We start from the raw sequence: 25753 nt of genomic DNA, 5'->3' as shown, positions 1-25753 counted from the left end.
AATTTTGCCGTCTTACCGGACAGCGTTTATTATCTTACTAAAACAATTGACTTTTGTCAACTGCTTTTGCTTGATTTGTTTTGAACTTGTTATTTGCTGTAACTCGCTCAAACACAAGTAATACCTTACTCTTTTTATCTTCATTCGTCAAATTAATCATTTTGTTCGTTATTTAAGTAAATTCGCAATCAAATTAGTTTTGTCTAATATCTGATACTGCAATTTTTCGTTTTTATGACTAGACCAATTTGCTAATTATTCGTAATTTAATCATTTTTAATAGATATGACAGCAAAATTTTTTACAAAAAAAGCGCAAGTTTATTAAACTCACGCAAAAAATAATTGTTTCTCTAAATTAGAGTTTCTTCTTTAGTAATTTTTGTCATTCCGTTCATATAAGGAACCAAAACTTCTGGTACAGTGACTGTGCCATCTTCATTTTGATAGTTTTCTAAAATTGCGGCAACAGTTCTGCCAACAGCCAAACCTGAGCCGTTAAGAGTATGTGCTAAATGCAGTTTACCATCTTCGTCTCGGTAACGAATTTGTGCACGACGAGCCTGGAAGTCAGTACAGTTCGAACAACTAGAAATTTCACGATATTTATCTTGAGCCGGCATCCAAACTTCCAGATCATAAGTTTTAGCACTAGTAAAACTGGCATCCCCAGTAGATAAAGCAACTACATGATATGGCAAATCTAGTATTTGCAGTAAATGTTCAGCGTTATGAGTCAGTTTTTCTAATTCATCCCATGAATCTTCCTGCTTACAAATCTTAACCATTTCGACTTTTCTAAACTCATGCATTCTAATTAAGCCACGAGTATCACGTCCAGCTGAACCAGCTTCACTTCTAAATGCTGGAGATAATGCAGTAACATTGATCGGCAGCTTGTCACCATGAATAATTTCATCACGGAAATAGTTAACAAGCGGTACTTCTGCAGTAGGAATCAAAGTTAGATCCCTGGGCTTGTCCGGATTATCATTGTCAACGATGGTATAAACATCTTCGCGGAACTTAGGGAATTGTCCTGTACCTTGCATTGATTCATCATTAACTAGATATGGCGGAATTATTTCGGTATATCCTTCCTTGGTGTTTTCATCAAGGAAAAAGTTAAAAACAGCTCGTTCAAGCAAGGCACCAGCACCTTTATAATAGACGAAACGCGCACCTGAAACTTTGGCACCTCTGTCCCAATCCAGGATATCCAAATCTGTACCAATCTCCCAGTGTGCTTTAGGCTTGAAAGCTAGTTTAGTTGGTTCATGCCATTTACGAACTTCTTCATTATAACTTTCATCGGGTCCGATTGGATCAGAATCATCAGGAAAGTTAGGCAGTCTCAACAAAATATAATTTTGCTTTTCAGTTAATTTGGCAACCTTATCATCAAGTTCCTTAATTTCCTGTCCAACATCACGCATTTTTTGAACTGCAGCAGAAGCATCTTCTTTATTTCTTTTTATTTCAGCAATTTCTTTTGAAACCGTATTGCGCTCTGCTTTTAACTGCTCGCTACGATTTAATTCTTCACGTCGATCAGCGTCAATTTTGACTAATTGATCCAATTCCTCCGGCTTAACGCCACGTCTGCCAAGTTTATCCTTGGCCCAATCAAGATTCTCGCGAATCACCTTAATATCCAGCATCTTTTTACCTCCACAAAAAAAGCCAACTCATCCCATCAAATTGGGACGAATTGGCTTATACATGGCTTCGCGGTACCACCCAGTTTCAGCTAAATTTAGCTGCACTTCATTAAGTCGGCGATAACGATGCCGCGTGCCGTGTAACTATTAATTACCCACATAAATGGAATCTGGAAACGACTTCTATTCGCTTACACCACTATGCGAACTCTCTTAATCAGTCTTAGGATTCCGTGTTTGGATATTATTTTAAGCTATTATGCATTTTTTAGCAAATAAGTTTTAATGTTTTTTACAATTTTTTAGTAAAAAGGTTTCTTTCAAAATTTAAGTTTTTGCTCAAGATCAAGCCAACCTGATTTTTTCAACAAGAAAAAATCCTCTTGATATTCAAAAAGACTACTTACTTTACTCATATCAACCGAATAAACCAGCTTAAAGCCTAAACGAGCAAGTAAATTTTGTGAACGGGTATTATTTTGATAAGTCCCAGCCCAAATTTCCGACTGATCAAGCTTTTTGAAGGCATAGTCAAAAAGTATTTTTAAAGATTCCGTCATATACCCGTGACCGGAAAAATCTTTATCAAGCAAAAAGCCAACTTCTTTAGTATGCAGCAGTTCTTCTTCGTTAGTTCCCCTATTATATAGTTCAACTAAGCCAATTAACTGCTGCGAATTACTCAAACAAATGCCATAACTATATTTTCTGGCAGCATACTGTCCTGCAGCAACTTCAGCTTCTGCTAAATTTTGATAATGACCAAAGCCGGCTAGACGCTGATAATATTCATCTTGGCCCCATTTAAGTAAAGTTGGTGCATCGGCTAGATTAAATGGCCGTAAATAAACGCGACTGACCATTAGTGACCAACCAGTTTGAGCAACCAGTCCATGCCGAAATCAAGTGCAAAGCTATAAGCAAGAATAGTCCAAGGCTTACCTAAGATAATTATCCAAAAATAAGTCCAGAACTTCATATCGGTTAAACCAGCTAAAAGACAGAGAACATCATCTGGCGCCATTGGTGCAACAATACAGATCGCAAAAAACCAGTTAAATTTACGCTGATTTTTAGTCCACTTCATATATTTATCAAGAGTTTTTTCAGAAACAATATGGAGAATAAACGGTCTGCCATAAAAGCGCGCTAAAAAGAAGTTAATAATCGAACCAACACAGATTCCCACGTAGTTATAAATAAATCCGGCTACTGGTCCAAAGAAGATAACTCCTCCCAGAAGTGAGACCCCGCCAGGAATAATAGGAATAACAACCTGAATTATTTGGATTAAAACAAAAATAATTGGTCCGATTATTCTCTTATTAGCCAAATATGCTTTCATTTTAGCTTGACTAGTAAATATTCCCATTTTGTACCAATAAATACACAAAAGAATAATGATAATCCCACTGACAACGGTCAGAATATTGATTAATCTTCGACTAGCTTTAGCAGACAGATGCATAACTTACCTCCAATTTAAGCCTCATTTTACCAAAAAATATGCAGCGTGATTACTTTTTAATTCATTAAATACTAATATTTAAATAAATTAAATATTTTGCTTTTAAAAATAAAAGGAAGCTAGTTTTAAAGCAAGTACAGCTTTCAGTTAAAGTATAATAGATACTAACAATATAATTTTTGGAGGAGAACTTAATGACCCAAATTATCACTGACGTTACTTATGATAAACCAAGAAAATTGCAAACAGATATTTATCAACCAGATAACAATAATTCGAATGATATATTATTGTTTTGGCATGGCGGTGGCTGGTTTCGCGGCGACAAAAGCAGCTTCAAAGCCTTATGTAGTAAAATTGCTGACCAAGGCTTTACAGTTTTTGTACCTAATTATTCCCTTGCACCGCAACATCTTTTTCCGCTTGCGCACCAAGACAGCATTAATTTTGTTGAATGGCTGTTAAAAACTGACTTTGTGAATAATAAAAAGCCCAACATTACCCAAATCGGTGCCAGCAGTGGTGGTACAATGGCACTTAATATTGCAGGTAAATATGGCTTCCCTACTGTTACTTGGTCGGCTCCTGTCAGTTATTCAACCTGGATGAAAGACCATCAGGATGTCAAAGCATCAGTTGATGGTCGTAAAGAACTGGGCTTATCTGATTTACATGATATCAATAATGCTTTTTATAAATATTTTACTTTGGCTTATGCAGGCTCAGAAAATGAAGAAACATTAAAAAAGATGGATGCTAAATCTTATGATTACACCAATTTACACCAGTTATTAATGATTAATTCTGCCGATGAGCTATCGCCTATCCCATACTTACTCGATTTTGTTAGCTATTTAGCACAAAATAATCACGCGGTTGACTTAAAAATAATATCTGGCACCAAACACGCGATGTCTTACGCTAATCAATATTTAGAATGTTCATTAAATTATCTTTTGCAAGCAATAAAATAATTTTTATTATTTACTTACTAATTATTAGTAAAATATTTTGTATGTGATATAATAATTGATGAAAACGTTTTATTTTATTGATAAGCTTATCCTACAAATATTTTTAAGGAGATAACATTATGGCTAAATATCAATCTATTAATCCTTACACTAATGAAAATTTTGCCAGCTACGACAACCCGACAGCTGAACAAATAGAAGATGCACTAAATTTAACTAACGCACTTTACCAAAAATGGCGTCATGAAGGGCCTGAGACTCGAACAGCAACATTGCACAAAATTGCTGATGGTTTGCGCGAGCATAAAAAAGAAATGGCTGAAATCATGACCCGTGAAATGGGTAAAATGATTGGCGAATCTGAAGGTGAAGTTGATCTTTGCGCCTCTATTTGTGATTACTTTGCTGACAAGGGTCCCGAATTGCTGAAACCTGAACCAATTGATTCTCAATTAGGTGATGCATATTACTTAAAGCAGGCTACAGGTGTGGTAATGGCATGTGAGCCTTGGAATTTCCCACTTTATCAAGTAATCAGAGTATTTGCACCTAACTTTATTGTTGGTAATCCTATCATTCTGAAGCACGCCCACAATGTTCCTGGCTCTGCAGCTTTGATTGCTAAAATTATTAAACAGGCTGGAGCACCCGAAGGCAGTCTGATTAATATGTATCCAAGTTATGATCAGCTGGACCAAATGATTGCAGATCCAAGAATTCAAGGAGTAGCTCTAACCGGTTCAGAACGTGGTGGTTCTTCTGTTGCAGAAAATGCGGGTAAAAATCTGAAGAAATCGACTATGGAACTTGGAGGTAATGATGCCTTCATCATTCTTGATGACGCTGATCCTGAAGTTTTGAAGCAGGCTCTTAGTTCAGCCAGAACCTATAACGACGGTCAGGTATGCACTTCTTCCAAACGGATTATTGTTGTTAAGTCGCGTTATGAAGAAACATTGCAGGAATTAAAGCAGGTCTTTTCTGGCTTAAAAGCAGGCGATCCGCTTGATCCAGCTACTACCTTGCCGCCAATGAATTCACAAGCTGCTAAGGAAAAACTGACTAAACAAGTAGATGGTGCTATTGCAGCAGGAGCAAAAGTGTTCTACCAATATCCTGAAATTGATTCAGATGGTGCCTTCTTCCGTCCAACCATTCTAACCAATGTTGATCGTGATAATCCTGCCTTTGACCAAGAGTTCTTTGGCCCAGTTGCTATCGTTTACGAAGTAGAAGATGAAGATGCTGCTATTGCTTTAGCTAACGATTCCAGCTACGGTCTAGGTTCTTCTGTTATCAGTTCCGACATTAAACGTGCACAAAATGTAGCTGCACAAATTGAAACTGGTATGACAGTAATCAACGGCACATGGATCAGTTCTGCTGAGTTACCATTCGGTGGTGTCAAGAAATCAGGCTATGGTCGTGAACTTAGTGACCTAGGTTTGATGGCTTTTGTCAACCAGCATTTAGTAATTTCTATGCCGACAAAATAATCAGTATAAGAGCATAAATTAAAAAAGCTGATGAATAGCGTCTTTGTTAGACGTTAATTCATCAGCTTTTTAGTTGTCATTTTTTATCGGTGACGTAACAGATTGTACCCTGTTACTCCCGTAGTCATTACGCTGGCCAAAATCAAGAAATATGTTGACGCACCAATTGAGACCGCATATAAGAGTAGCTGACTGGTGATACTGTGTAAAATTCCCCGGTTTGACAGTGTGCTATTAGACATTCTATATATAAGGTAAATGAGAAACACAGTTTCAATTAGAGAAAGGATAAATGCAATTGTCCTATTCTTTTTAGTATCCCTCATAGTATTGTATATAATAAATAACGGAATCAGAACCATGACTAGCCAAATTACACAAAGCACAACTCCAGAAAGCAACGTGGCATTGGAAGAAAAAAGTCTGCCAGCAAGCCCGAAAGTGACTCGTGTAATTGACATTTTTTGACCGTAAGTCATATCTAAGACAGATGCGCCCGATCCAGTAAATAAAACTATCAAGTTTATAACTGCTAGTAAAACGACTAAAAGCTGGACAAAGGTAAAATGCTTGTTTACCTGAATGTTCTCCTTATGTCTATTACCGTTTTGGGCCAATCTGCTTTTCGCTTTAACTTTTTCTTTAGACTCAGCCACATTATTAAACATATTAGACCCAAGTTGATTTACTTTTTGTGTTAATCGCAGATCCACAGTATAGCGCTCTATCTTTTCTGCACGACTACAAACAAAATAGAGCCAAACGAGCAATGCAAAAAAGCAAATCCAGCCAAAACTGCGGGAAAAACTCATAATAATTAATAGTACAATTCCCAACAGAAAAACAATCATGCTGTTAACGTGAATCCATTGCAGCATGCGCTCAATAACTGAATTTTGTTTTTCCGGATAAAATTCTTGCCGGTACACTTTACGACTGGCAATTTTTTTAGCGGTTTTTTCGTCTTCAAAATGAGCTTTTTCGTGTTGGTCTGTGAAAAAAGTTTCACGATATTTTTGTAAATCAAAGTGGCAATTAGGACAGGTAACATCCACATCAGTAATGGGACGACCACAGTTTGGACAAGTAGTCATGAGAAGCTTCCTTTAATCAATAATTATAATACGTTAATCATAAAACAAAAATAGCGATAAGGAAAATGTCTTTATCGTTATTTTAATACAATATTTTTTTACTGTAATTTTTGAATTTGTTCTTTAACCTGCTTTATTTCAGCAATTGAAGCCTGCGAATCAAGCATTAATCGATCCAGTTTAAATTTGAGCAATTCTAATTCATTATTATTGCTTCTTAGCGGCTTCTTTTTTTGTGCTGCGGAAGTTATTAATTGTTTGTTTTTGATTTGCCATTTTTTTACTTTGAGTTGTCTAATAAATGCCTGATCGTGTGACACCAGTATCATAGCAAACGGATAATCTCTCACAAATTCCGCCAGTGCATTAATAGAGGCAATATCTAAAAAGTTTGTGGGTTCATCAAGCAGCAATAAATTATATTGTCCAGTAATTATTTTTGCTAAATTGAAACACACAAGCTGGCCACCACTAAGATCACTTATTTTGTGCTCGCCATATTGGCGCAAATGCAAATCGCCCAAGACCTGCATAGTCGAACTATCAGTAAAGATACTGGTGGCAAAAAGAGAATCAAATAAAGTTTTATCTGTTTGGCTCGCAACTATGTTTTGGTTAAAATAACCTATTTTTAATTGCGGATTATAAAAACCATGCAGCTTCCTATCCTTAACTTGTTCTAGAAAAGCGGTCTTGCCAACACCATTTTGCCCAGTTAAAACTACTTTTGAACCATAAGCAAGATTTACTTCCTGCGTAAGGTTAAATAACTGTTGCCCATAAGCATTGAGCGGTTGTTTCTTTAGCCGTAATGCCTTGCTTTTCGCAGAAATAGACAGATCACTTATCCCATTATTGCCATTTTTCAGGGTAATTGCATGATAAACTGGCGGTTTTTTTAGTTCTCCTTTTTCCTTATTGATGCGGTTAGCAAGACTTTTACTGGCTCTAATAACATTATTTGCAGTTTTTTGTTTTCCCAGCGACTTTGACCGCCAATCTGATGAAGAAAGTCCTTTTTTGTTACGAGCAAAGGTTCTGGCCCGATTAAAATGCTGATTATAACTTCTCTTTAACTGCTCAAGGTGCTTTTCCTTTTGCTCATAAATCGTTTCTGCTCGTTTTTGTTCATCTTGCCTAAAACTGCGAAACTCTTCATATGTTCCTGAGTAATTGTGCAGTTCTTGATTTTGAATATACCAGATTGAATTACAAACACTATTCAAAAAGTTCTGGTCATGGCTGACAATTAAACAGGCAATTTTGCTTTTGTTTATTAACTTTATTAGCCATTGTTGCTGCGTAATATCCAAATTAGATGTGGGTTCGTCCAAAAGCAGCAAGCCCTTAGGCAGATTTTTCAATTTGGCAACGGCCCTACTGAGAGCTAATTTCTCTCTTTGCCCGCCACTCTTATCACCAGCATCAAGCAATTGCGGCACATAAGCAAAATTACAATTGTTAATAACTGCACCTTTAATAGTAAATAAATCCGGCAATTTTTCTTGAGCCAGAATCTTCATTAAAGTGGTTTTACCAGCACCATTGTTACCAATTAAACCAATTTTTTGTCTAGAATTGATGCTCAAATTTGAGACAGTCAGCAGTTTAGCAGCTGCTACATCAATTTGTAAATAATCTATTTTAATTAATTCCACTATAACACCTCAATGTATACGCGTAATTAGTAAAGTAAGACCGCAATTATAAGCAGCTAAAATTACTCTACCTGATAAATTATGATCGCTCTACGTTGAGTTAAAAATTAAAAGTGGTGATTGATTTAAAACTACAACTAGAGCTTATTGATTATTTACTTGTCTTGACATGCCAGTATTCCTTGCTTTCTACTTAAAATTTAATTAAAAACAGTATACTATAACTAATTAACATTTGTAAATGGATTAAAAAATTGGTTTGAACAAAAAAGGCTGAAACTCTCTAAATGAGAATTTCAACCATTTAATTAATTTTGCTTAATTTTTAGCACGTTTATTCTTGCGCCAATGAACACCTTCATAAGTCAACTTGACTGCAGCTGACAAGGTAATCGGCATAATAAATACTAGAATTAGCAAACCAATAATCACTGCCAATGCAACTTCAATCAGAGTCGGTATTCCTGAAGGAATTAATGCGGCAAATGTACCACCTAAGATAATGGCAGCTGAAACTACCACAGTTCCAATTATACCACACGCTTTAAGCATCCTTTGACTCGGGCTGCCGTTTTCAAGTTCACGGTAGCGTGTCATCAAGAAGATACTGTAATCAACACCCAAGGCAATTAACATGATAAAGCCAAAGAACGGTGTGTTCCAAGTTAGCATAGTTTTGCCTAAAGTAGCTTTGACTACCCACTCTGTAATTGATAATGAGCAGAAGTAAGCAATTAAAAGCGTACCCAAGATGTAAACAGGTTGCAAAAGTGAACGAGTGACAAAAATTAAGGCAATACCAATACCAATCAGCATAATGGCAGCAGTTCTAATAAAGTCCCTGTTGGCAATATCCTTAATGTCAGCGATGTTAGAACTTTCGCCACCCATTGCTACTGTGGCTTTTTTAAGACGAGTACCTGCAAAAGACTTTTTAGCCATTAAGCTCAGATCCTGCGCCTTCTTGGTTGCTTTAAGACTACTTGGGTTTGACTTGAAGACAATCATCAGCATGGCTGACTTCTTGTCAGGGCTCAAATAATTCTTAATCGAAGTTTGGAAAGTATCGTTTTTGATAAATTCTTGTGGAATATAGAAAGTATCTGCAGCAGAAGAACTAGCTAAGCCATTAAGGTAAGCGGCTCCTTGACCAAGTCCGTTATTTACTTGATCCACACCAGCAGTAATTTTAGGTGTGCTTGCAGCCAGCTTGCCGGCGCCAGAGTTCAGTTGACCAACGCTAGAATTCAGTTGGCCGATACCAGAACTCAATTGACCAGTACTAGAGTTAACTTGACCAATACCCGAGCTTAATTGACCAGCACTAGAATTAAGCTGACCAATGCCACCATTCAAAGTAGCAGCCCCATTGTTTAACTGGCCAGAAGCAGTAGCTAACCTGCCGACACCGGATTGCAGCTGACCCATTTGACCAGATACATCTGGCATTGAGGCGGAAGCTTCTGCCCAAGATTTTTCTAAAGCAGCTCCTGCAGCTTGCATGGCAGCCATTTTTTGCTGCTGGGTTAAGCCCGGAATACTGCCAATACTCTTAGCTAAATTAGCTTTATAACTCTTTTCTAAAGCAGCCTTGGTATTCTTCTGTGCATTCGCAATACCGGCACTACCACTTGCAAGTTGCGAATTTAATTGGTTTAAGCCACTAGTCATTTGCTCTGTGCCATTTTGCAGGCGACTGGCGCCGCCTTGCAGTTGACCAGTACCATTTTGCAATTGGCTGGCTCCATTTTGCAGTCTGCCAGTTCCGCTTTGCAATTGACTGGCACCGTCAGCTAACTTGCCAGTACCACTTTGCAGTTGACCAGTACCATCCGCTAATTTACTTGCACCTGCAGTTAGTTTTTTACTTGCACTGCTTAATTTGCCTAAACCGGCACGTGCCTGATCAACTCCTTGATTGACAGTGTCCAGCTGATTTTTAACGTAAAGTTGATCAATGCTTTCTCCGTATGGCTGGGTAACAGAGGTAACAAATGCTACATCATCTGATGCCTGAAGCTGTCTGGTTAATTGATCAATTAGACGTAGGTCGGCTTCATTATCAAGTTTGTGATCACTCTTAATATAAAGAGTTGATGGCTCGGCCATTCCTTTTGAAAAGTGATCTTCAACAACGAGCATCCCCGCTTTAGCCGGCACACTGTTATCAATCTCATCCGTATCATCATAATTCAAATGACCGGTGTACATCAGACCAAAGGGAAGGACAACTACTGCTAACACAATTAAGTAAATAATTGGGTGGGCAAGTGTACCCTTTGAAATACCATGCCACAATTTATCTTCATGTTCACCAGTAAATTTCTTTACCGGCCAGAACATTTTTTCGCCCAAAACAGCCATGAAGAACGGGTTGAGGGTCAAGAGTACTATTAATAAAACAGCAACACCGACTGCAACGCCCACAGCTGACTGGTAAATTGAGAAGTTAGCCAGGCTCAAAGCCGAGAAACCAATTAAAATGGAAGAACCGGAATAAAGAATTGTTTTACCAGCCACCTTCAAGGCACTGTTCATCGCTTCGTAGCGACCCATTCCCTTACCCAGATCTTCTTTAAATTTATCATACAAGAGAATGTTATAGTCTGTTCCAATACCGAACAGGACAATAATCATAAAGACCTGTGTAAAGTTAGAAAATGGGAAGTTCTGGTATTTAACCAAGTTAGTAACAATCGCAAATGATGTAATAAAGGAAACGCCAACTGTTAATAATGAGATCAAAGGCACAATTGGTGACCTGAAGACAATCACTAACACGATGAAAATAAAGATAACAGTTATTACTTCTGTTTTCTTGATTCCTTCTTGAATTGCATTTGAAAAGGCATTTTGTAAAACATCTGCACCAGTGACATAGGTTCTAATGCCGGCTGTTTTAACTGCTTTAGTTAGCTGTGATTCAACATCATTAATCGGTCCGTGCTTTTTGGCCACGTTTAACTGCATTATCCAAGTAGTATTATCCTTTGATTGCAGCTTTTTCTTAGTAGCAATATTATCGTCTGGACCCAATACCATTTTGATACCGTACTGATCCTGATCATCTTTTAATCTGCTAACCGTTTCGTTAATGGCATCTTTATCATCAGCAGTCAATTTGCCTTTTTGCTTATTAAAGACTACGGCAATTTGATAGGTATCCTTTTGTTTAGGACCCCAGTCATTTTGAATTGACTTTGCAACTTCACTTTGAACATCTGACGGTAAGGAAATATTTGAGTGCTCACGGGTTAACCCTGTAACGTCCGGCAAAGCCACAACAGAAATGATTAAAATTAAGATCCATGCAATTAACGAGAAAATATGATTTTTTACTAGTTTATGCACTCTGATTTTCCTTTCTATTTTTTTGCAATAATTTATTGGGCTGAACCAATTGAATAATTAATTCATGATAACCCTGGTCAGCCTCTTCACTAGTTTCTTCTGTAAAAGAATCTGATACATCTAAAAAAACGTATCCTAATACTGCTCCAATTAAGGAATGGAGTGAAACCGTGCTGTCACTTCTTAAATTTAGTTTGTCAGCCAAAGCTATTATCTTTAAAATTTCTTGAGTAATAGCATCGTCTTTTTGGTATTCGTTCAAATGATAAAGAATACTAATTAATGCGGGATCATCCAGAATAAAGTCGCGGACGATATCAGCAAATTTAAGTAAAGCCTCTTCACCTGAAATTCCAATCAAATTATCAACTAATTTTTTACCTAAAATTTTAATTCTGCTTGCACCTACAAGCGACAACAATTGCTTTCGACCTGAAACATAGTGATAGAGTGACTGCGAACGAACGCCTAACTCCTTAGCTAGGTTCGGCAGAGTGGTCGCGGAAAGTCCTTTTCGTCCAATCAGCTCCGTCGCCTTCGCAATCACCTTATCTAAATCAAGGCTTCTTTTTTTAATCATTTTCACCCCTCCTTTTGACAGCATAGTGAATAATATAGCACTACAATGTGAAGAATACAATCTACAAGGTGTAAATTATTTTTCAAAAAACAAAAAAGCCCCCAAACTGAAGTTAACGGGACTTAAAAGTTAAAGAATTATTAAAGCTCGCATCAATATTGTTATTTAAAAAAGCCATCAACTACTTTACCTAATTTAGCAAAATTATGATCATTACTACTCCACACACTGACACAGTAGGCATTGCCATTAGATTGGACCAGCGCTACGTTTGCTTTACTGTCACCGATGGCATATATCAGACCTTTATGATCACGGACAATCTTGGGCTTAATTTTAGCAGCGTTTAGCGTTCCCAAAACCTGATTGGAATATTGTCTGCTTAAAATTTGATCATGATAAAGACTCACCATGACTTTATTTAAATCATTGGCAGTAGTTAAAGCAGCCGGTGACTTAGAATATTTATTTTTTATTGCTGTATCCTTAACACCTGTTTTTTTAATAACTGCATTTACCTTTTTGGAGTTAACAGTACGAAGAAGGGCATTAGCGGCTGTTTGGTCGCCTTGCATCATTAATTGCTTTAAATAAGCCGCATTGTAAGCAATTCCCTTTTGCAAGAGTTTCTCTCCTTTAACGCGATCAGCTTTTTTTATTTTGATGGCTTTATTGGCAATAGACTTGCCGTGTTGTTCTTGATAAGTCATTGCAATCAGCAAAAATAAACGGCTAATAGAATTTACCCCATGATGTTGAGTAGTATTAGAAACGCGGGCAAACTTGTTATTAGTTAGATCTTGAACGCAAACCTGATAACTCTGTTCTTTTCCCATTACCTGGGCAATACTTTCTGCCCATTTTTTCTCACTACCAGAAGCAATTTTAATATGATTAGGATATTCAACAGTAGCAACTTTGGGTTCACGAACAGACTTTTGTCCTTTTTTATTTCTCACAACCTGCTCTTGCTTTTCGCCAACAATTTTTAAACTGCTATTCTCCACTCTTTTGAGGTTAGCAGAATATAACATAAAAGCAATTAAAGCCGAAATTAATGAGCCTAACAAAACTTTGTTTTTCATATCAATGCCTCAGTTTAAAAGAAATGATGTCGTTTCATTAATACAATTAGCCAGACCATCAGAAAAATGGTGATCACGGTGATTGCAATCCAGTCAGATGAACTATGACCAACTGGCAGACTGACATTCATACCGTAAAAACCGGTTAAGATAGTGGGCACAGTTAGAACCAAAGACCAAACAGTTAGGAACTTCATAGTATCATTCAAGTTATTGTTCATCATATTATTGGAAGTTGCTGATAAGGTTTGCGTAACCTGCTGCGAAATTTTCACCATTTCTGCTGACTGATTCGATTCAATCAGGACATCATCAAGACGTTCACGACTGGGCTTAGTAAAATCTAGTTTAGACATTTTTAAACTGTGCAACATCATCAAATTAGTCTGAATTGAACTGGATAAATACACCAAACTTTTTTCAATATTGGACAGCTCCACTAAATCTTTATTGTTAATATCACCAGATAGCTTTTGGTCCAAACTGTTGCGTTCCGTATCAAGCTGCGTAACCGCCCGTTGAAAATACTGTGATAAATACAACAAAAACTTCATTAATAATTCCGTGACATCTTGTGCAAGTGATAATTCCCGTCTTGTGGCAGTGTCATTGAATTCATCAAAGACATAGCTGGTTGATTGCGTATGAAAAGTAAAGATGTTCTGCCCAGATATTAAAAAAGTTACAGGATGCGCTGTAAAATGCTTAATCGCTTTAGTAGGCCAAATAGGTACATCGTAAACAAGCAAATTAATATGCGTGTGTGTATCATAGTCATAGTGCGGTCGTTCATGTCTGTCTGAAATATATGTAATCATATCAGGAGTGAAATTAAAATCTACTTGCAGCTTGTTGCTGTCCTCTTCACTCAAATTACTGATGTCATACCATCTATAATTGGTTTCCACCGGAAACTTTTGCTCTCTAATCACTTTTTCACCCCTGGCCGCTATATTTAGTTGATATTACTACCAGCTTGCTTATGCCATTATTATCTTACCATTCAAGTGAAAAACGACAAATAAAAAAACAGGCCTCGGCCCGTTTTTTTAATATTTTAGCACTTAACTATTGTTTCCAAGCAGCATCAAATTTGTTTTTACCTGTTGTAATAGCTTTTTCTACATTACGGTTCTTTTGTGCAGCTGACAAAATTGATTGCATAATAGGAGTCAATTGACTATATGTAGCACTGGAATCCTTGATTACAGGAACGCTGTAGAGTGAATTGGAGTTGAGAATATCCTCTAATTTTGCCGGCAGCTTAAAGTCCTTGTTTGCCTTATAGTCGTCAGACTTAGTAGCAGCTTCATTAACTGGAATATAACCAGTTTCTTTTGCCCATTTAATCTGTCCGTCTTTAGAAGACAAGTATTTCATAAATTTGAAAGCAGCTGCCTTTTGCATAGCACTGGCGTGGCTGAACATATAAATATCGGTTCCTTGCGACATGGTGTACTTACTTGGACGAGCTGCAACTTCATAAGTGAAGCCCTTCTTAGCCGCCTGTTTAATCCAAGTCTCTGTTGAAGAAGAGGTCACAAACATAGCCAATTTTTGGTTGGTAAATGGAATATAAAGATATTTATCTGAACCAGGCATTCTGAAGTAGCCTGCCTTTTCTCCATTTATAAAGTAGTTAAGCAACTTCCTAGATTTAGTACCGGTAAAATCAATTTTACTGGAGAAATTCTCACCTTGATTTTTCATTCCTAAAACGTAGTAGTTGTCTAAGTCATCAAAGCCGGCACCAACTACCTTGTGATTACTCTTTTGGTAAATAGTTTGCGCTGCCTTTTTAACCTCACTCATAGTTGTAGGCACTTTGGCGATACCATACTCCTTAAACATCTTGGGGTTATAAATTAAGACTTCAATTGACTTGTTAAATGGAATACCATATTGGGTGCCTTTAATTTGGGCACTGTTCAACATATCCTGTTTAATGCCTGATGCGGCAACGCTGCCCCAACCGACATCTTTATTATTAATGTATGGCTTAAGGTCTACCAGCATCTTATTCTTGGCTGCACTTTCAAGCCAACCCGGATATGCCTGAGTGATCGTTGGCAAATTCTTAGGCGATTGCAAAGTTGAAGTAATTTTTGATTGCAGATTATCATAATCACCTTGTTGCTCAAGCTTAATCTTAATTTTAGGATTTTTATTCTCAAAGTCCTGAGCTAAACTTTTCAGAGTTTTTTCCTGAGCACCCTGCATCCCGTGCCAAAAGACAACTGTGGTTTTCTTAGTTACTTTAGGAATTTTGCTTGAACTTGATGACGACGAATTACTGTTATTTGAACAAGCAGCAGTTCCAACTAAAGCCAAGCCCGCGACTGCTAGAGCCGCAAGCTTTTTACCTAAATTCATAATATTATTTTTCCTCCAGAACATTTTTACGCGCTCACTAGTGATACTGTGAGCATTAATTCCCATTAATTGTATAGCAAATATAGATTAATTACAATAAATTAACCAAAAAAATTCGGCTTTATTTGTATATTTCACTTTATTTAATTATATAGTTCACCACATTACGAACATTTATCAGGTAGTTACTCTCTTGCTTTTATTGCGGACAAAAAAAGCTTGCCGTAAAAAGACAAGCTTTATGATAAAAATTGCTATTTAGTTTTTATTGTTTCCAAGCAGCATCAAATTTTGTTTTACCTGCTTTAATTGCATCATTAACGTTTTGCTTCTTTTGTGCAGCAGCTAAAATGTTTTGCATAATTGGATTTAAGCTACCGTATGCTGCACCGGCATCCTTGATAATTGGCACACTGTATAGGTTAGCCATTGCATCTTCAAGTTTAGCTGGCAGCTTAAGCCTTTTAGAGTCCTTGTACTCGGCAGAATCGGCAGCAGCTTGATTAACTGGAACATAGCCAGTTGCATTAGCCCATGTAAGTTGACTAGCTTTTGAAGTTAAGAACTTGATGTAGGTAAATGCAGCAGATTTTTGGTCAGCTGAAGCATGCTTGAACATGTAAATATCAGTACCTTGTGACATGGTGTATTTACCAGGACGAGGAGCAACATCATAAGTAAACTTATTGCCTACTCCTTGTTTAACAAAGCCTTCACCAGCAGAAGTACCAATGTACATTGCTACCTTTTGGTTAGCAAATGGTCCGGATAAATAGTGCTCTGAACCAGCAACTCTGAAGTAGCCATCTTTGATGCCATCTGCATAAAAATTAATAACTTTCTTTGAAGTATCGCCAGCAAAGTCAATTTTACTTGAGAAGTCAACGCCTTCATTCTTCATACCTAAAGTGTAGTAGTTTGATAATGAGTCAAAACCAGCACCAACGACTTTATGATTACTCTTTTTGTAGATGATTTGTGAATCTTTCTTCAGCTCATCCATAGTAGCTGGGGCTTTTTTAATACCATATTTCTTAAGCAAATCAGCGTTATAGGTCAAAACTTCAATTGACTTGTTGAAAGGAATACCATATTGTTTACCATTAATCTTAGCACCATCAAGAAGTGCACTCTTGATATTAGAAGCTTCACTACTGCCCCAACCAACTTCTTTACTATTAATGTATGGCTTTAAATCAACCAGCATGTTTTTGTTGGCAGCATTAAAGAGCCAGTCAGGATAGGCCTGAGTAATGGTGGGCAAGTTATTAGGTGACTGCAAAGTTGAATTAATTTTAGCTTGCAAGTCGTTATAAGCACCTTGATTTTCCAATTTAACCTTGATCTTAGGATTTTTGCTTTCAAAGTCTTGTGTCAACTTCTTTAATGTAGCTTGTTGCACACCTGTCATACCATGCCAAAAGACAATATTGGTTGTCTTCTTGACTTTAGCAATTTTTTCTGAACTTGAAGATGAGGAAGAATTAGAATTGCTTCCGCCATTTGAACAAGCTGCAGTACCAACCAGAGTTAAGCCAATAGCAAATGCAGCGGCCAACTTTTTACTAAACTTCATTTGGTTAAAACCTCCCAAATATAAAAACTAAACAACATTTTTATGATTAATCAAAGCGTAACTGTTTGATTGCGCTTTGGTAAAATCCTGTTACCATAAGGGTTCTCTACCAGCTCCGGATGCAATGTGTGCACGGGAATTAGTGTTGGTGGTTGAACCCAATCAATAATTTGTCTTAGTTCTTTTTCGTCAGCGTGACCAGAACAACGCAACATTTGAACTGCAATATTTTGCTTCTCCAACTTTTGCAAAAATGGCTGATAGGCTGGATCAAAATCTCCTAACGGCTCAGCATTTGAATGAATATATAAGCCTCCTTTTTGCAAATGTTCAAAATCAGCAACTGCCTGCCAGAGGAATTCGTGATCATCATTTAGCAGATCTTCATACTGAACAGCCAATTCTGGTTTCAGATCAGCGAATTTTTGCTCCCCTGGCAAGTAGTAATACGGCAAATCCTGATTAATGCTTTCCTTGAGCAAATGAGCTCTTGCGGCATGTAAAACAACTTTACGCGGTGAATCAGAGATAATGCGTAATAATCGCTCTACATTGGTCGGATAAGTATTGAAAGTAATTTGCCGGTTAGGATTATCTTTTTGTAACTGAACAAATTTTGCGGTTAACTCATCTTCATTTTTAGGGCCGGTAAATTCTGCGCTATTTCCGTCATGCTTTTCTTCCGGCCAGGAAAAGCCGGTTGCCTCAGTAATCAAAACGTCGCAGTTCTTTGCAGCTGTCAAAAATTCTTTGACCCAATCAGGATGATAACCGTGCAAGCGGATGTCACCGGTATAAGCAATTGCTAAATCGGGTGTCTTAACAATAAGGCCAGTGGCACCATAGGCATCATGGTCGCTAGGCCAAACAGTCATCGTAATATCGCCTACTGCTATTGGCTTTTGATACTCAGCCGCAATAATTGGGCGAGTATAGCTCGGCTCATGACCAGCAGCTGGGAGCAGAAAGTCCCCGTTTTCGTTTAAAGCCGGCAGCATCTTAGCGGTTAGTGGTCCCGCATATAAAGGTATTTCGGGTGCCAAAAAATTCATGGCCTTGCTGTGATCCAGATGAAGGTGCGATATGTAAGCAGCAGCGTGTTCCCACCGTTCATGATCAAGTGGCTTACCAGTTAATTCTGGATCATAAAAGTTAGGTACATCCCCAATCAATTGGTTATTAACTAAAGTCTGGTATTTTTCATTAGGCAGATTCAATTCCGGTCTGTAGACCTCACCCAAGTCAAACAAAACATGAGACTTGTTATAAGCTACTTCAATCATTGGCCCGCCAATAGTATTTAAGCCGTTGTAAAAAGTGATGGTGGTTTTAGCCTTTAAGGTCATTACGCACTACCCCCTTGATGATCTGCTTTCTAAAGATTAAGTACAAAATTAAAATTGGTAAAACAGTTAAAGTTGCAGCAGCTAGTTGCAATTGCGTTTCACTACCGGCGTCAGAAGCAAAGGCCGACAAACCATTATTAAGAAGACGCATCGTATCTTCATTGGTAACCAGTAATGGCCAAAGAAATGAATTCCAGCCTGAAATAAAACTGAGCAGGCCGACAGTAAACAAACCACCCTTTGACATCGGTACTAAAATTTTCCAAATGTAATCCCAATCGCTGGCACCGTCAATCATGGCCGCTTTATAAATCGTATCCGAAATTGAACCAAAGTAGCTCTGCAAGTAATACATGTAGAAAATGGAAGTCAAGAATGGCAAAACCAATCCTACATAAGTGTTGAGTAAACCCATATGAGCAATTGTGTTGTAGTTAGTAAAAATAATGGCTTCACCTGGTACCATCAATAAAGACAATAGCACCAGTTGAATTAAACCTTTACCTTTAAAGCGCAGATTGACCATGGCAAAAGCTCCAAGTAAAGAGTTAAACAAACTAACAATCGTGGTCACGCTGGCTGTTAGAACCGTGTTGACAAAGTAGCGTCCAAATGGGGCACGAGCAAAAACTTTGGCGTAGTTGGACCATTCAAAATGGTGTGGAATTAAAGTTGGCGGAATCGAAGTGGTTTCCTGAAAACTCATTAAGCCACCCAAAATCATATAAATAAAAGGAAAAACGGTAATGATGGCAAAGATAAATAAAATAATGTAACTGAATAAAACCCCAATGCGAATTCGTTTCATTTAATATTCTCCTATCTTCTTCATCATCTTGCGTTGCAGGAATGTCGCAAACAGAATTATCAGAAATAAGATGACTGTTGCCGCCATAGCAACACCGGGAGTACCGACAATTTGGAACTTATTGTAAATATAGAACACTGCAGTCGTTCCCGAATTACCTACTCCAGCCTGACCGTTAAAGAGGGCATAGACAGAAGTATAAATCTTAAATGCTCCAATAACATTCATTGTCAATAGAAAAGCTATAGTAGGAACAAGTTCGGGCATGGTAATCCGCCAAAACTTGTCACGACCACTGGCACCAAACATATCCGCTATAGTGTAAAAATTGGGATCAATATTACGCAACGCTCCCATTAATATGACGATGTTAAATGCTAAAGATGACCAAATACCAAAGATAATGATGGTCGTTAACGACATTGCCGGATCATCAATCCAGTCGGGAGCTGGTAAATGCAGGCATCTGAGCACGAAATTTAACATACCGTAATCACCGTTAAAGATATAGCGAAAAACTATCCCAATGGCAATTGTCGAGGTGACATAAGGCATAAAAAACGTAGTTTCAAAGAATGATTTATGTTTTACTTTGTCAAAAATAATCCACGCCAGCATGATCGAAATAGCTAGACCAACTGGTACAGAAATAATGGCATACAGTACAGTATTCTTAATCGCTAACCAGAACTCCGGGTCTTTAAAAATATATTGATAGTTGCTAAAGCCATTCCAGCGCAGGTCAATTAGCGAACCACTCTGAAAGCTCATCCCAAAAGCGCGCAAAATGGGATAGATACTAAATAACGTGACAAAGATAATAGTTGGTGCTAAAAAAAGCCAAGCCTTCTTTTGATTAGTCTTCATTAGTAAACTCGCTCTCCTTCAGGCGTAAATAGAAATATCCTATTAAATCGCATTTTGAGTTTAATTTGATCGCCCCTCTTAATTGGAGTCTCCAGATTAATTAGTGAACGGACTTGCTGATTATCAAATGTAAATTTCAAAATACGTTCACGTCCAATTAATTCAATATCGTCGACCTTGGTCTCAAACAGACCATCAGGGTCGGGCACAATATTTTCGGGTCGCACAGACAAGATATACTCACCGTCTGGAATTTCGCGTTTAAAGCGGGACTGTTCCAGATCAGCAAGATTAATCGTAAATTGGCTTGACTTTAATTCATTTGCAGTTTTAGTTATTTTAAAGTTATCAATTACAGGATTGCCAACAAAATTGGCTACAAAATAATTATTAGGCTCCAGGTAAAAGTTTTGCCCTAAATCATCTTGTTGAATAACACCGTCATTAAAGAGAATGATTTTATCTCCGATTGATAATGCTTCTTCTTGATCATGGGTAACAAATAAGGTAGTAATACCAACAGACTTAACTAATGAACGAATTTCTTCGCGAATTTTAAGGCGCAATCTGGCATCCAAATTGCTCAATGGCTCGTCCATTAATAAAATATGGGGTTCTTGCACCAATGCACGTGCAATTGCTACACGTTGTTGCTGTCCACCAGATAAATTACCCGGTTTTTGATCAGCTAATTCAGTAATTTGGGTTAACTCCATATATTTGGTAGCAATCTTTTTGGCTTCCGCCTTTGGCTTTTTATTAGCCCCTACAATTAGCGGAAACATGACGTTTTGCAAAACAGTCATATGTGGATATAATGCATAGTTTTGAAAAACGTAGCCAATATGGCGGTCCTTGGGTGCTACTTTGACGACCGACTTACCGTTAAATAAAATATCTCCCTCCGTGGGATTCAGTAAACCGGCCAAGATATTCAAAATGGTTGTTTTGCCACACCCAGAAGGTCCTAAAAGACACACCAAATCGCCCTTTTTAACAGAAAAACTAACATTTTTAATCGCTTCATGACCGTTGTCATAAACTTTCCGCAGGTTTTTCACTTCAACAAATTTATTGTTATCCATTAACTCGCACCACTATCATCTTTATTTCTTCTTTTACTACTCTCCTAATTTTAAGATAAAAAGCTTGAGAACACAACCTAATTTGCTTGATTAAAATTCGTAATTTTCTTATCACACCACCGCATAAGAGCTAAATATTCGTAATTATTGCACAAATTACTAATTATTATCAACAAATAGCTTTTATTGTTCTCTTTTAATTACTTTGCTGCAAACAGAATAAGCGGCAGTAAAACTTGCTGCCGCTTTAGTTAATCTCTTTATATATTAATTATTAGTTTATCCGAACATTTGGCTATTTTTAAGGATAAATTTTGCCTTGAAAACTAAATTAATAGTTTTCTTTCACATAAATTTCATGATTAACTTTAGCCCGACCATTATTATAGTTAAAGGAATAACCTGGCTGGACGTTAAATAAATAAACATTAAAATCCAGTGTGCCATCAGTTGACACAGCCTGTAAATTAATACCCCGTGCCATTAATTCATTGCCGCGAAAGATGGGCGTGGCCTGGTAAATTACTTTTTTATTCTGCCTTAGCGCCACACGAATACGGCTTTCAAACATCGTCTGAATCCTCTGATTTGAAAAAGCAGACTGAGTGAACAGATTTTTAGGGTTATTTTGGTCACCAGAAAGATTACGCGGGTTAAAATTGCCATCAAGATCAATACCTGCCGAAACAGAATAAGCTATGAGGTGGCCGCGATTATAAATTTGGGTACCATTGCGCCTGTTATAATGCCAGCCCGTTGGCTCGATAAATTGCCGCTCTCTTAAGCTGTCATTGGCTACATTACGCTTTTGCAAAAAAGCCGTATTGGAGTGGGAAGTACGGTTTAAGCTGTCCAAGTCAGAATATATTACCCGGTTAACACGCCAGGCATTTTTAATTAAAGTTGAATGGTCATTATTAACTGTAATATAAGAAGAACTGCCGCTTTTAAAATCTAAATCAGCCAATTTTTGATAGTCCTGGCTGGATAGACCACCATACACTTTTGCAGCGGGCCTGGCCTTTTCTATTTTGTTATCCTTTTGCTGGTCATTGCGAGTTATTCTATCCCTAGTTTGCTGGCCACTCGGATCTGATCCACCTCTAGTTGCAACAAACCAGAATAAAAACAAGATAATAATGACAATTGCCCAAAAATCCGCGTTAGTTGTCTTAGTATTTCGTCTGCTCCTCCTGCGTGCCATTCACATTGCTCCTTAGTTAATAATAATTAAGTATAGCTAATCGAACTGTTGTTTGCAACAGGGAACAATAAAAAAGCATGGTTGAACCATTTCCTTGCTTAAATTCTAACTTCTGGCCCATTCATCAAGCATATTTAAAAAATAACTTTCAGACAGCCGCTTAATCTTGCTGCCAGCACGGTTATATTCCTTGGCCTTGAGAGTTTCCGGATTAGTTTTACTAAAAAAGCCGTCATCACTCATAATTAAATAGTCTGTATCTGGCTTAACACCAGTCTGGGCTAGACCGTTCATATTATTTACCATTTGCGTGGCTTCTGCGCTATTCACCTCTACTTCAGGAGCAAAGGCAATCTTTTTATTATTAACCGGATTGCGAAAGCCTAATTCCCAGGCTTCGAGTTCCGCATGCAGTAAATCCATATTTTTGAGCTTGCCTCGTGCTTCTTGCAAAAGTTCAGGTGTAAAATGCTGGTGAAAATCATCATAAACTTTTTTAGTATCAAGGGAGTCAGCTAAGCCGTCGTGCTGCTCAACTTGGGCAATACCAGCGCGCTGAATGCAGTCAAGCAAGCGATTATGTTGCATGGGATAGTAAACACGAGCCAAACGCAACACATCGACATAGTCGTTATTTAATTCTGGTAAATGAAACTTTTTGGCCAAATCATACAAGAAATTTAAGTCAAAATTGACGTTATAGCCAATGATAATATCCGCGCCAATAAATGAGCGAAAAGCTGTCATTGCCTCTTTTACCGGTATTCCCTCTTTAAGAAGCAGCTCTTCAGTAATGCCATTTAGCTTGGTAATAAAACTGGGTACCCGGTTCGATCGCGGATAAACAACCAATTGGCTAAACTCAGCCACTACTTTGTTATTGCGGACTTTAACTGCACCCATTTCGGTTACATGATCACGGTAGGGATTTAAACCTGTGGTTTCGATATCCAGCATAGTATAGTCGGAAATAAAGTCGGGCCATTCCTGCCCTTTGCCCCGGATTTTATTCTGAACGCCAGAAACATGGAGCACGCCATTTTTTACATAAATACTCATTGAGAATCAGTTACTCCGTTACAAGATTATTAATTAAACTAACTGTATCTGCATTTGTACCGGCACTGCGCTCCTGAATTTCCGGTAACAACGTCTCCTGCGGATAATCTGCAGCGACATAAGACCATTGCGGGTATTCTGCAACCAAATGTTCAATTGGTTCGCGCAGTTGCGGACTGGTTTCATCAACTCCCAATTCCAAAAAGACAGTCTTTTTCTCTTCATTACCTGTTAAAAACCAGCGAAAACGGGAATTGGCAACAGTGTCGGGATAAAAATGGTCATTAAGCGGCAGATGAATTTCCAATGGCTGACCACATACCTCACATTTTGGTACTAATTTTGCTAGATCAGTACCTGGCTTGGCCGCAATAATTTTTTCAGCGGCAGTCTGAATGTTTGAAAGACCATGATTAATCCCACTCGCACATTGTGCTTTAGTCCAATCGCCAAATGCGTTAAAAATGCGGTTTTCGTTAAAACCGGCAGTTTCGAAAAAGTGGCCAAATGCTGAGGTAGCAACAAAATACTGTCTATGACTAATTAGTTGCAACAGATTTTTTAATGTACTACTTGGGCGGTAATCAAAGGAGTATTTTTGAATAAGGCTTGACCACAGTTGCCATTTTTCAGACCATGAAGGAATATGTTGATCCAGTGCATATCCGACTGAATGAACATCGTATTTTTGGACAATGCTGGGAAAATCACGTTCAAAATCTGCTTGACCTAAAAGATCAAGTCCCTCAACTTTTGCCAAACCATTACCAGCAACTACAACCACAGCCTCCGCCTCTTGGACTAACTGCTTTGCCTTATTCAAATTTTCCATTTAATTCTCTTTCCTATTTTTGATTGTAGCCAGTAAACGAAACCTGGCCATTCTCAAATTCTCCTAAGAAAACATCACTAGGGTCATTATAGCCGGCTTGTTTGAGCTGCTCTTTTAACCAATTTTCATCCTTATTAATAGATTCAAGCACATCTTGGTTAATTTGACCATCATTAATTAAAGGAAAACGGACATTTTTCTCATCTTTTTTAATAACCGTTAGTTGACCGTTCTTTTCAAAGATGCAGTTTTTCACCTGATCAACAGAATAAATACCCTGACTGCGTAATTTGAACATTAATTCATTAGCTGACAGCCCAGCAGACAAGCAATTACGTGGTAAAACCTGACCGTTTTTAACTATTTGAATTGGTTTGCCATCAATCAGGCCGCGAATAAAGTTGCTGTGCTCCCGCGCAAATTTCAAGATAAAGACCACCAGAGTCCAAACGATCAAAACGAGCAGAAATTGCAAGACGGAAATGTTGGCATTGTAAATAACGCCGCCGATAATACCACCTAAAACATAGTTTTGCAGTTGATCCAAAGCGGTCGTGGGAGCGATGTTGCTTTTGCCAAACACATTTATTTGAAAAATTAAAGTTAATACACCTAAAACGAATTTAATAAAAAGCTGCGTATAATTCATTATTATTTCCCTCCTAATTCTTTATGTCGACCGTGTGGTTAATCACATGAGCCTGCTTTAAAGAATATGAATTGTTGTCATCATTTAATTCCAGCTGATAGTCAATATCTTTTGAGTCAACCCTGACGATTAAACCGTTTTGCAGTGTAGTAGAACTGACCATCACATCTGAAACCGGTACATTGTGATCTTTAGCAACTGATTTTATAAATGGTGCAATTTGCTCAGACTGAGATTTTACTACGTTCGTTTGCACGTATTTTTCGTATTGGGTGCCCATAAATAAAAGTAAAAATAAGAGTGCAATGATCCCCAAATCACGGTAGCGGGTATCGAATCTGTGCCTGAGATACAAAACAGTGAACGCGATCATTGTTAAAGCCGCAACTGCAATCAGGATGTAGAGAATGGTTTTACTAGTATTTTGATTTTGCTCAATATATTTAAGTGTGTAAAAAGTCATAACATAATTACCTCTATCAAAAATAATTTATTCTAGTTTTCATAAGTTAATAGCAATAGCAAAATCACATATTAACTAAATTAAATATTATCAAATATAGCTAAAATTGTTCGCTTCCTCCCTAC

At 37.7% G+C, this 25753-nt stretch carries 22 protein-coding genes; 2 read left to right on the top strand and 20 right to left on the bottom strand.

The window, feature by feature from the left end:
* Nucleotides 1–352 precede the first annotated feature (352 nt).
* From serS to ACFQ32_RS07945, 3 genes are all read right to left on the bottom strand, one after another.
* Nucleotides 353–1660 carry a serine--tRNA ligase gene (gene serS / locus ACFQ32_RS07955; protein ID WP_046324324.1) on the bottom strand — a complete coding sequence of 436 codons (1308 nt, stop codon included), beginning with the start codon at nt 1658–1660 and terminating at the stop codon, nt 353–355.
* A 320-nt stretch (nt 1661–1980) separates the two neighbouring features.
* The gene (locus ACFQ32_RS07950) at nt 1981–2523 is read right to left on the bottom strand and encodes a GNAT family N-acetyltransferase (protein WP_046324323.1); all 543 of its coding nucleotides are present in this window, start codon (nt 2521–2523) and stop codon (nt 1981–1983) included.
* Entirely contained in the window at nt 2523–3128 is a 606-nt protein-coding gene (locus tag ACFQ32_RS07945) for a TVP38/TMEM64 family protein (protein ID WP_046324322.1), read from the bottom strand. Before ACFQ32_RS07945 ends, ACFQ32_RS07950 begins: the two co-directional genes overlap by 1 nt.
* A 194-nt stretch (nt 3129–3322) precedes the next feature.
* Between ACFQ32_RS07945 and ACFQ32_RS07940 the strand changes: the two genes are divergently transcribed.
* On the top strand, nt 3323–4102 hold the full coding sequence (locus ACFQ32_RS07940; RefSeq protein WP_046324321.1) for an alpha/beta hydrolase: 780 nt from the start codon (nt 3323–3325) through the stop codon (nt 4100–4102).
* 119 nt (nt 4103–4221) lie between these two features.
* The gene (locus ACFQ32_RS07935) at nt 4222–5598 is read left to right on the top strand and encodes an NAD-dependent succinate-semialdehyde dehydrogenase (RefSeq protein WP_046324320.1); all 1377 of its coding nucleotides are present in this window, start codon (nt 4222–4224) and stop codon (nt 5596–5598) included.
* An 83-nt stretch (nt 5599–5681) separates the two neighbouring features.
* On the opposite strand, the gene ACFQ32_RS07930 is transcribed toward ACFQ32_RS07935, so the two are convergent.
* The 17 genes from ACFQ32_RS07930 to ACFQ32_RS07850 form a co-directional block, all read right to left on the bottom strand.
* On the bottom strand, nt 5682–6692 hold the full coding sequence (locus ACFQ32_RS07930; RefSeq protein ID WP_046324319.1) for a zinc ribbon domain-containing protein: 1011 nt from the start codon (nt 6690–6692) through the stop codon (nt 5682–5684).
* Between the two features lie 98 nt (nt 6693–6790).
* Nucleotides 6791–8350 carry an ATP-binding cassette domain-containing protein gene (locus ACFQ32_RS07925; RefSeq protein ID WP_046324318.1) on the bottom strand — a complete coding sequence of 520 codons (1560 nt, stop codon included), beginning with the start codon at nt 8348–8350 and terminating at the stop codon, nt 6791–6793.
* A gap of 318 nt (nt 8351–8668) precedes the next feature.
* The gene (locus ACFQ32_RS07920) at nt 8669–11701 is read right to left on the bottom strand and encodes an MMPL family transporter (RefSeq protein WP_046324317.1); all 3033 of its coding nucleotides are present in this window, start codon (nt 11699–11701) and stop codon (nt 8669–8671) included.
* Nucleotides 11694–12281, bottom strand: coding sequence for a TetR/AcrR family transcriptional regulator (locus ACFQ32_RS07915; RefSeq protein ID WP_046324316.1), 588 nt, complete (start codon nt 12279–12281; stop codon nt 11694–11696). Before ACFQ32_RS07915 ends, ACFQ32_RS07920 begins: the two co-directional genes overlap by 8 nt.
* 161 nt (nt 12282–12442) lie before the next feature.
* Nucleotides 12443–13366 carry a serine hydrolase gene (locus tag ACFQ32_RS07910; protein WP_046324315.1) on the bottom strand — a complete coding sequence of 308 codons (924 nt, stop codon included), beginning with the start codon at nt 13364–13366 and terminating at the stop codon, nt 12443–12445.
* Between the two features lie 14 nt (nt 13367–13380).
* Nucleotides 13381–14298: a magnesium transporter CorA family protein gene (locus ACFQ32_RS07905; protein WP_046324314.1), complete on the bottom strand. Its 918-nt coding sequence runs from the start codon at nt 14296–14298 to the stop codon at nt 13381–13383.
* Nucleotides 14299–14434: 136 nt separating this feature from the next.
* Entirely contained in the window at nt 14435–15739 is a 1305-nt protein-coding gene (locus ACFQ32_RS07900; protein WP_046324313.1) for an extracellular solute-binding protein, read from the bottom strand.
* Between the two features lie 265 nt (nt 15740–16004).
* Nucleotides 16005–17315 (bottom strand): extracellular solute-binding protein, encoded by a 1311-nt coding sequence (locus ACFQ32_RS07895; RefSeq protein WP_046324312.1) that lies wholly within the window; start codon nt 17313–17315, stop codon nt 16005–16007.
* A gap of 50 nt (nt 17316–17365) precedes the next feature.
* A complete protein-coding gene (locus tag ACFQ32_RS07890) occupies nt 17366–18661 on the bottom strand; it encodes an MBL fold metallo-hydrolase (protein WP_046324311.1) in 1296 nt (431 codons plus the stop codon).
* Nucleotides 18645–19469 carry a carbohydrate ABC transporter permease gene (locus ACFQ32_RS07885; protein WP_046324310.1) on the bottom strand — a complete coding sequence of 275 codons (825 nt, stop codon included), beginning with the start codon at nt 19467–19469 and terminating at the stop codon, nt 18645–18647. Before ACFQ32_RS07885 ends, ACFQ32_RS07890 begins: the two co-directional genes overlap by 17 nt.
* Nucleotides 19470–20336: a carbohydrate ABC transporter permease gene (locus ACFQ32_RS07880; protein WP_046324309.1), complete on the bottom strand. Its 867-nt coding sequence runs from the start codon at nt 20334–20336 to the stop codon at nt 19470–19472.
* Nucleotides 20336–21421 (bottom strand): ABC transporter ATP-binding protein, encoded by a 1086-nt coding sequence (locus tag ACFQ32_RS07875; RefSeq protein ID WP_046324308.1) that lies wholly within the window; start codon nt 21419–21421, stop codon nt 20336–20338. Before ACFQ32_RS07875 ends, ACFQ32_RS07880 begins: the two co-directional genes overlap by 1 nt.
* Nucleotides 21422–21752: 331 nt before the next feature.
* The gene (locus ACFQ32_RS07870; protein ID WP_046324307.1) at nt 21753–22625 is read right to left on the bottom strand and encodes a DNA/RNA non-specific endonuclease; all 873 of its coding nucleotides are present in this window, start codon (nt 22623–22625) and stop codon (nt 21753–21755) included.
* 105 nt (nt 22626–22730) lie between these two features.
* Nucleotides 22731–23684, bottom strand: a complete 954-nt coding sequence (locus ACFQ32_RS07865; protein WP_046324306.1) for an exonuclease domain-containing protein — start codon at nt 23682–23684, stop codon at nt 22731–22733.
* A gap of 10 nt (nt 23685–23694) precedes the next feature.
* Nucleotides 23695–24516, bottom strand: a complete 822-nt coding sequence (locus ACFQ32_RS07860) for a hypothetical protein (protein ID WP_046324305.1) — start codon at nt 24514–24516, stop codon at nt 23695–23697.
* A gap of 13 nt (nt 24517–24529) precedes the next feature.
* Complete coding sequence (locus ACFQ32_RS07855; RefSeq protein ID WP_174794917.1) at nt 24530–25165, bottom strand: YetF domain-containing protein; 636 nt, start codon at nt 25163–25165, stop codon at nt 24530–24532.
* Nucleotides 25166–25178: 13 nt separating this feature from the next.
* Nucleotides 25179–25628, bottom strand: coding sequence for a DUF3290 domain-containing protein (locus ACFQ32_RS07850; protein ID WP_046324303.1), 450 nt, complete (start codon nt 25626–25628; stop codon nt 25179–25181).
* Between the last annotated feature and the right edge of the window lie 125 nt (nt 25629–25753).

Origin of the sequence: Lactobacillus melliventris (genome assembly GCF_042679465.1) — a bacterium.
GTDB lineage: Bacteria > Bacillota > Bacilli > Lactobacillales > Lactobacillaceae > Lactobacillus > Lactobacillus melliventris.
Note: the sequence above shows the minus strand (reverse complement) of the source record. Positions and strands in the feature narration are given on the sequence as shown.

Coding starts and splice junctions, on each gene's coding strand:
- ACFQ32_RS07900 (WP_046324313.1), bottom strand. CDS start 15,739: ATGAATTTAGGTAAAAAGCTTGCGGCTCTAGCAGTCGCGGGCTTGGCT.
- ACFQ32_RS07910 (WP_046324315.1), bottom strand. CDS start 13,366: ATGAAAAACAAAGTTTTGTTAGGCTCATTAATTTCGGCTTTAATTGCT.
- ACFQ32_RS07950 (WP_046324323.1), bottom strand. CDS start 2,523: ATGGTCAGTCGCGTTTATTTACGGCCATTTAATCTAGCCGATGCACCA.
- ACFQ32_RS07935 (WP_046324320.1), top strand. CDS start 4,222: ATGGCTAAATATCAATCTATTAATCCTTACACTAATGAAAATTTTGCC.
- ACFQ32_RS07885 (WP_046324310.1), bottom strand. CDS start 19,469: ATGAAACGAATTCGCATTGGGGTTTTATTCAGTTACATTATTTTATTT.
- ACFQ32_RS07860 (WP_046324305.1), bottom strand. CDS start 24,516: ATGGAAAATTTGAATAAGGCAAAGCAGTTAGTCCAAGAGGCGGAGGCT.
- ACFQ32_RS07880 (WP_046324309.1), bottom strand. CDS start 20,336: ATGAAGACTAATCAAAAGAAGGCTTGGCTTTTTTTAGCACCAACTATT.
- ACFQ32_RS07890 (WP_046324311.1), bottom strand. CDS start 18,661: ATGACCTTAAAGGCTAAAACCACCATCACTTTTTACAACGGCTTAAAT.
- ACFQ32_RS07865 (WP_046324306.1), bottom strand. CDS start 23,684: ATGAGTATTTATGTAAAAAATGGCGTGCTCCATGTTTCTGGCGTTCAG.
- ACFQ32_RS07895 (WP_046324312.1), bottom strand. CDS start 17,315: ATGAAGTTTAGTAAAAAGTTGGCCGCTGCATTTGCTATTGGCTTAACT.
- ACFQ32_RS07915 (WP_046324316.1), bottom strand. CDS start 12,281: ATGATTAAAAAAAGAAGCCTTGATTTAGATAAGGTGATTGCGAAGGCG.
- ACFQ32_RS07850 (WP_046324303.1), bottom strand. CDS start 25,628: ATGACTTTTTACACACTTAAATATATTGAGCAAAATCAAAATACTAGT.
- ACFQ32_RS07930 (WP_046324319.1), bottom strand. CDS start 6,692: ATGACTACTTGTCCAAACTGTGGTCGTCCCATTACTGATGTGGATGTT.
- ACFQ32_RS07855 (WP_174794917.1), bottom strand. CDS start 25,165: ATGAATTATACGCAGCTTTTTATTAAATTCGTTTTAGGTGTATTAACT.
- ACFQ32_RS07875 (WP_046324308.1), bottom strand. CDS start 21,421: ATGGATAACAATAAATTTGTTGAAGTGAAAAACCTGCGGAAAGTTTAT.
- ACFQ32_RS07940 (WP_046324321.1), top strand. CDS start 3,323: ATGACCCAAATTATCACTGACGTTACTTATGATAAACCAAGAAAATTG.
- serS (WP_046324324.1), bottom strand. CDS start 1,660: ATGCTGGATATTAAGGTGATTCGCGAGAATCTTGATTGGGCCAAGGAT.
- ACFQ32_RS07870 (WP_046324307.1), bottom strand. CDS start 22,625: ATGGCACGCAGGAGGAGCAGACGAAATACTAAGACAACTAACGCGGAT.
- ACFQ32_RS07945 (WP_046324322.1), bottom strand. CDS start 3,128: ATGCATCTGTCTGCTAAAGCTAGTCGAAGATTAATCAATATTCTGACC.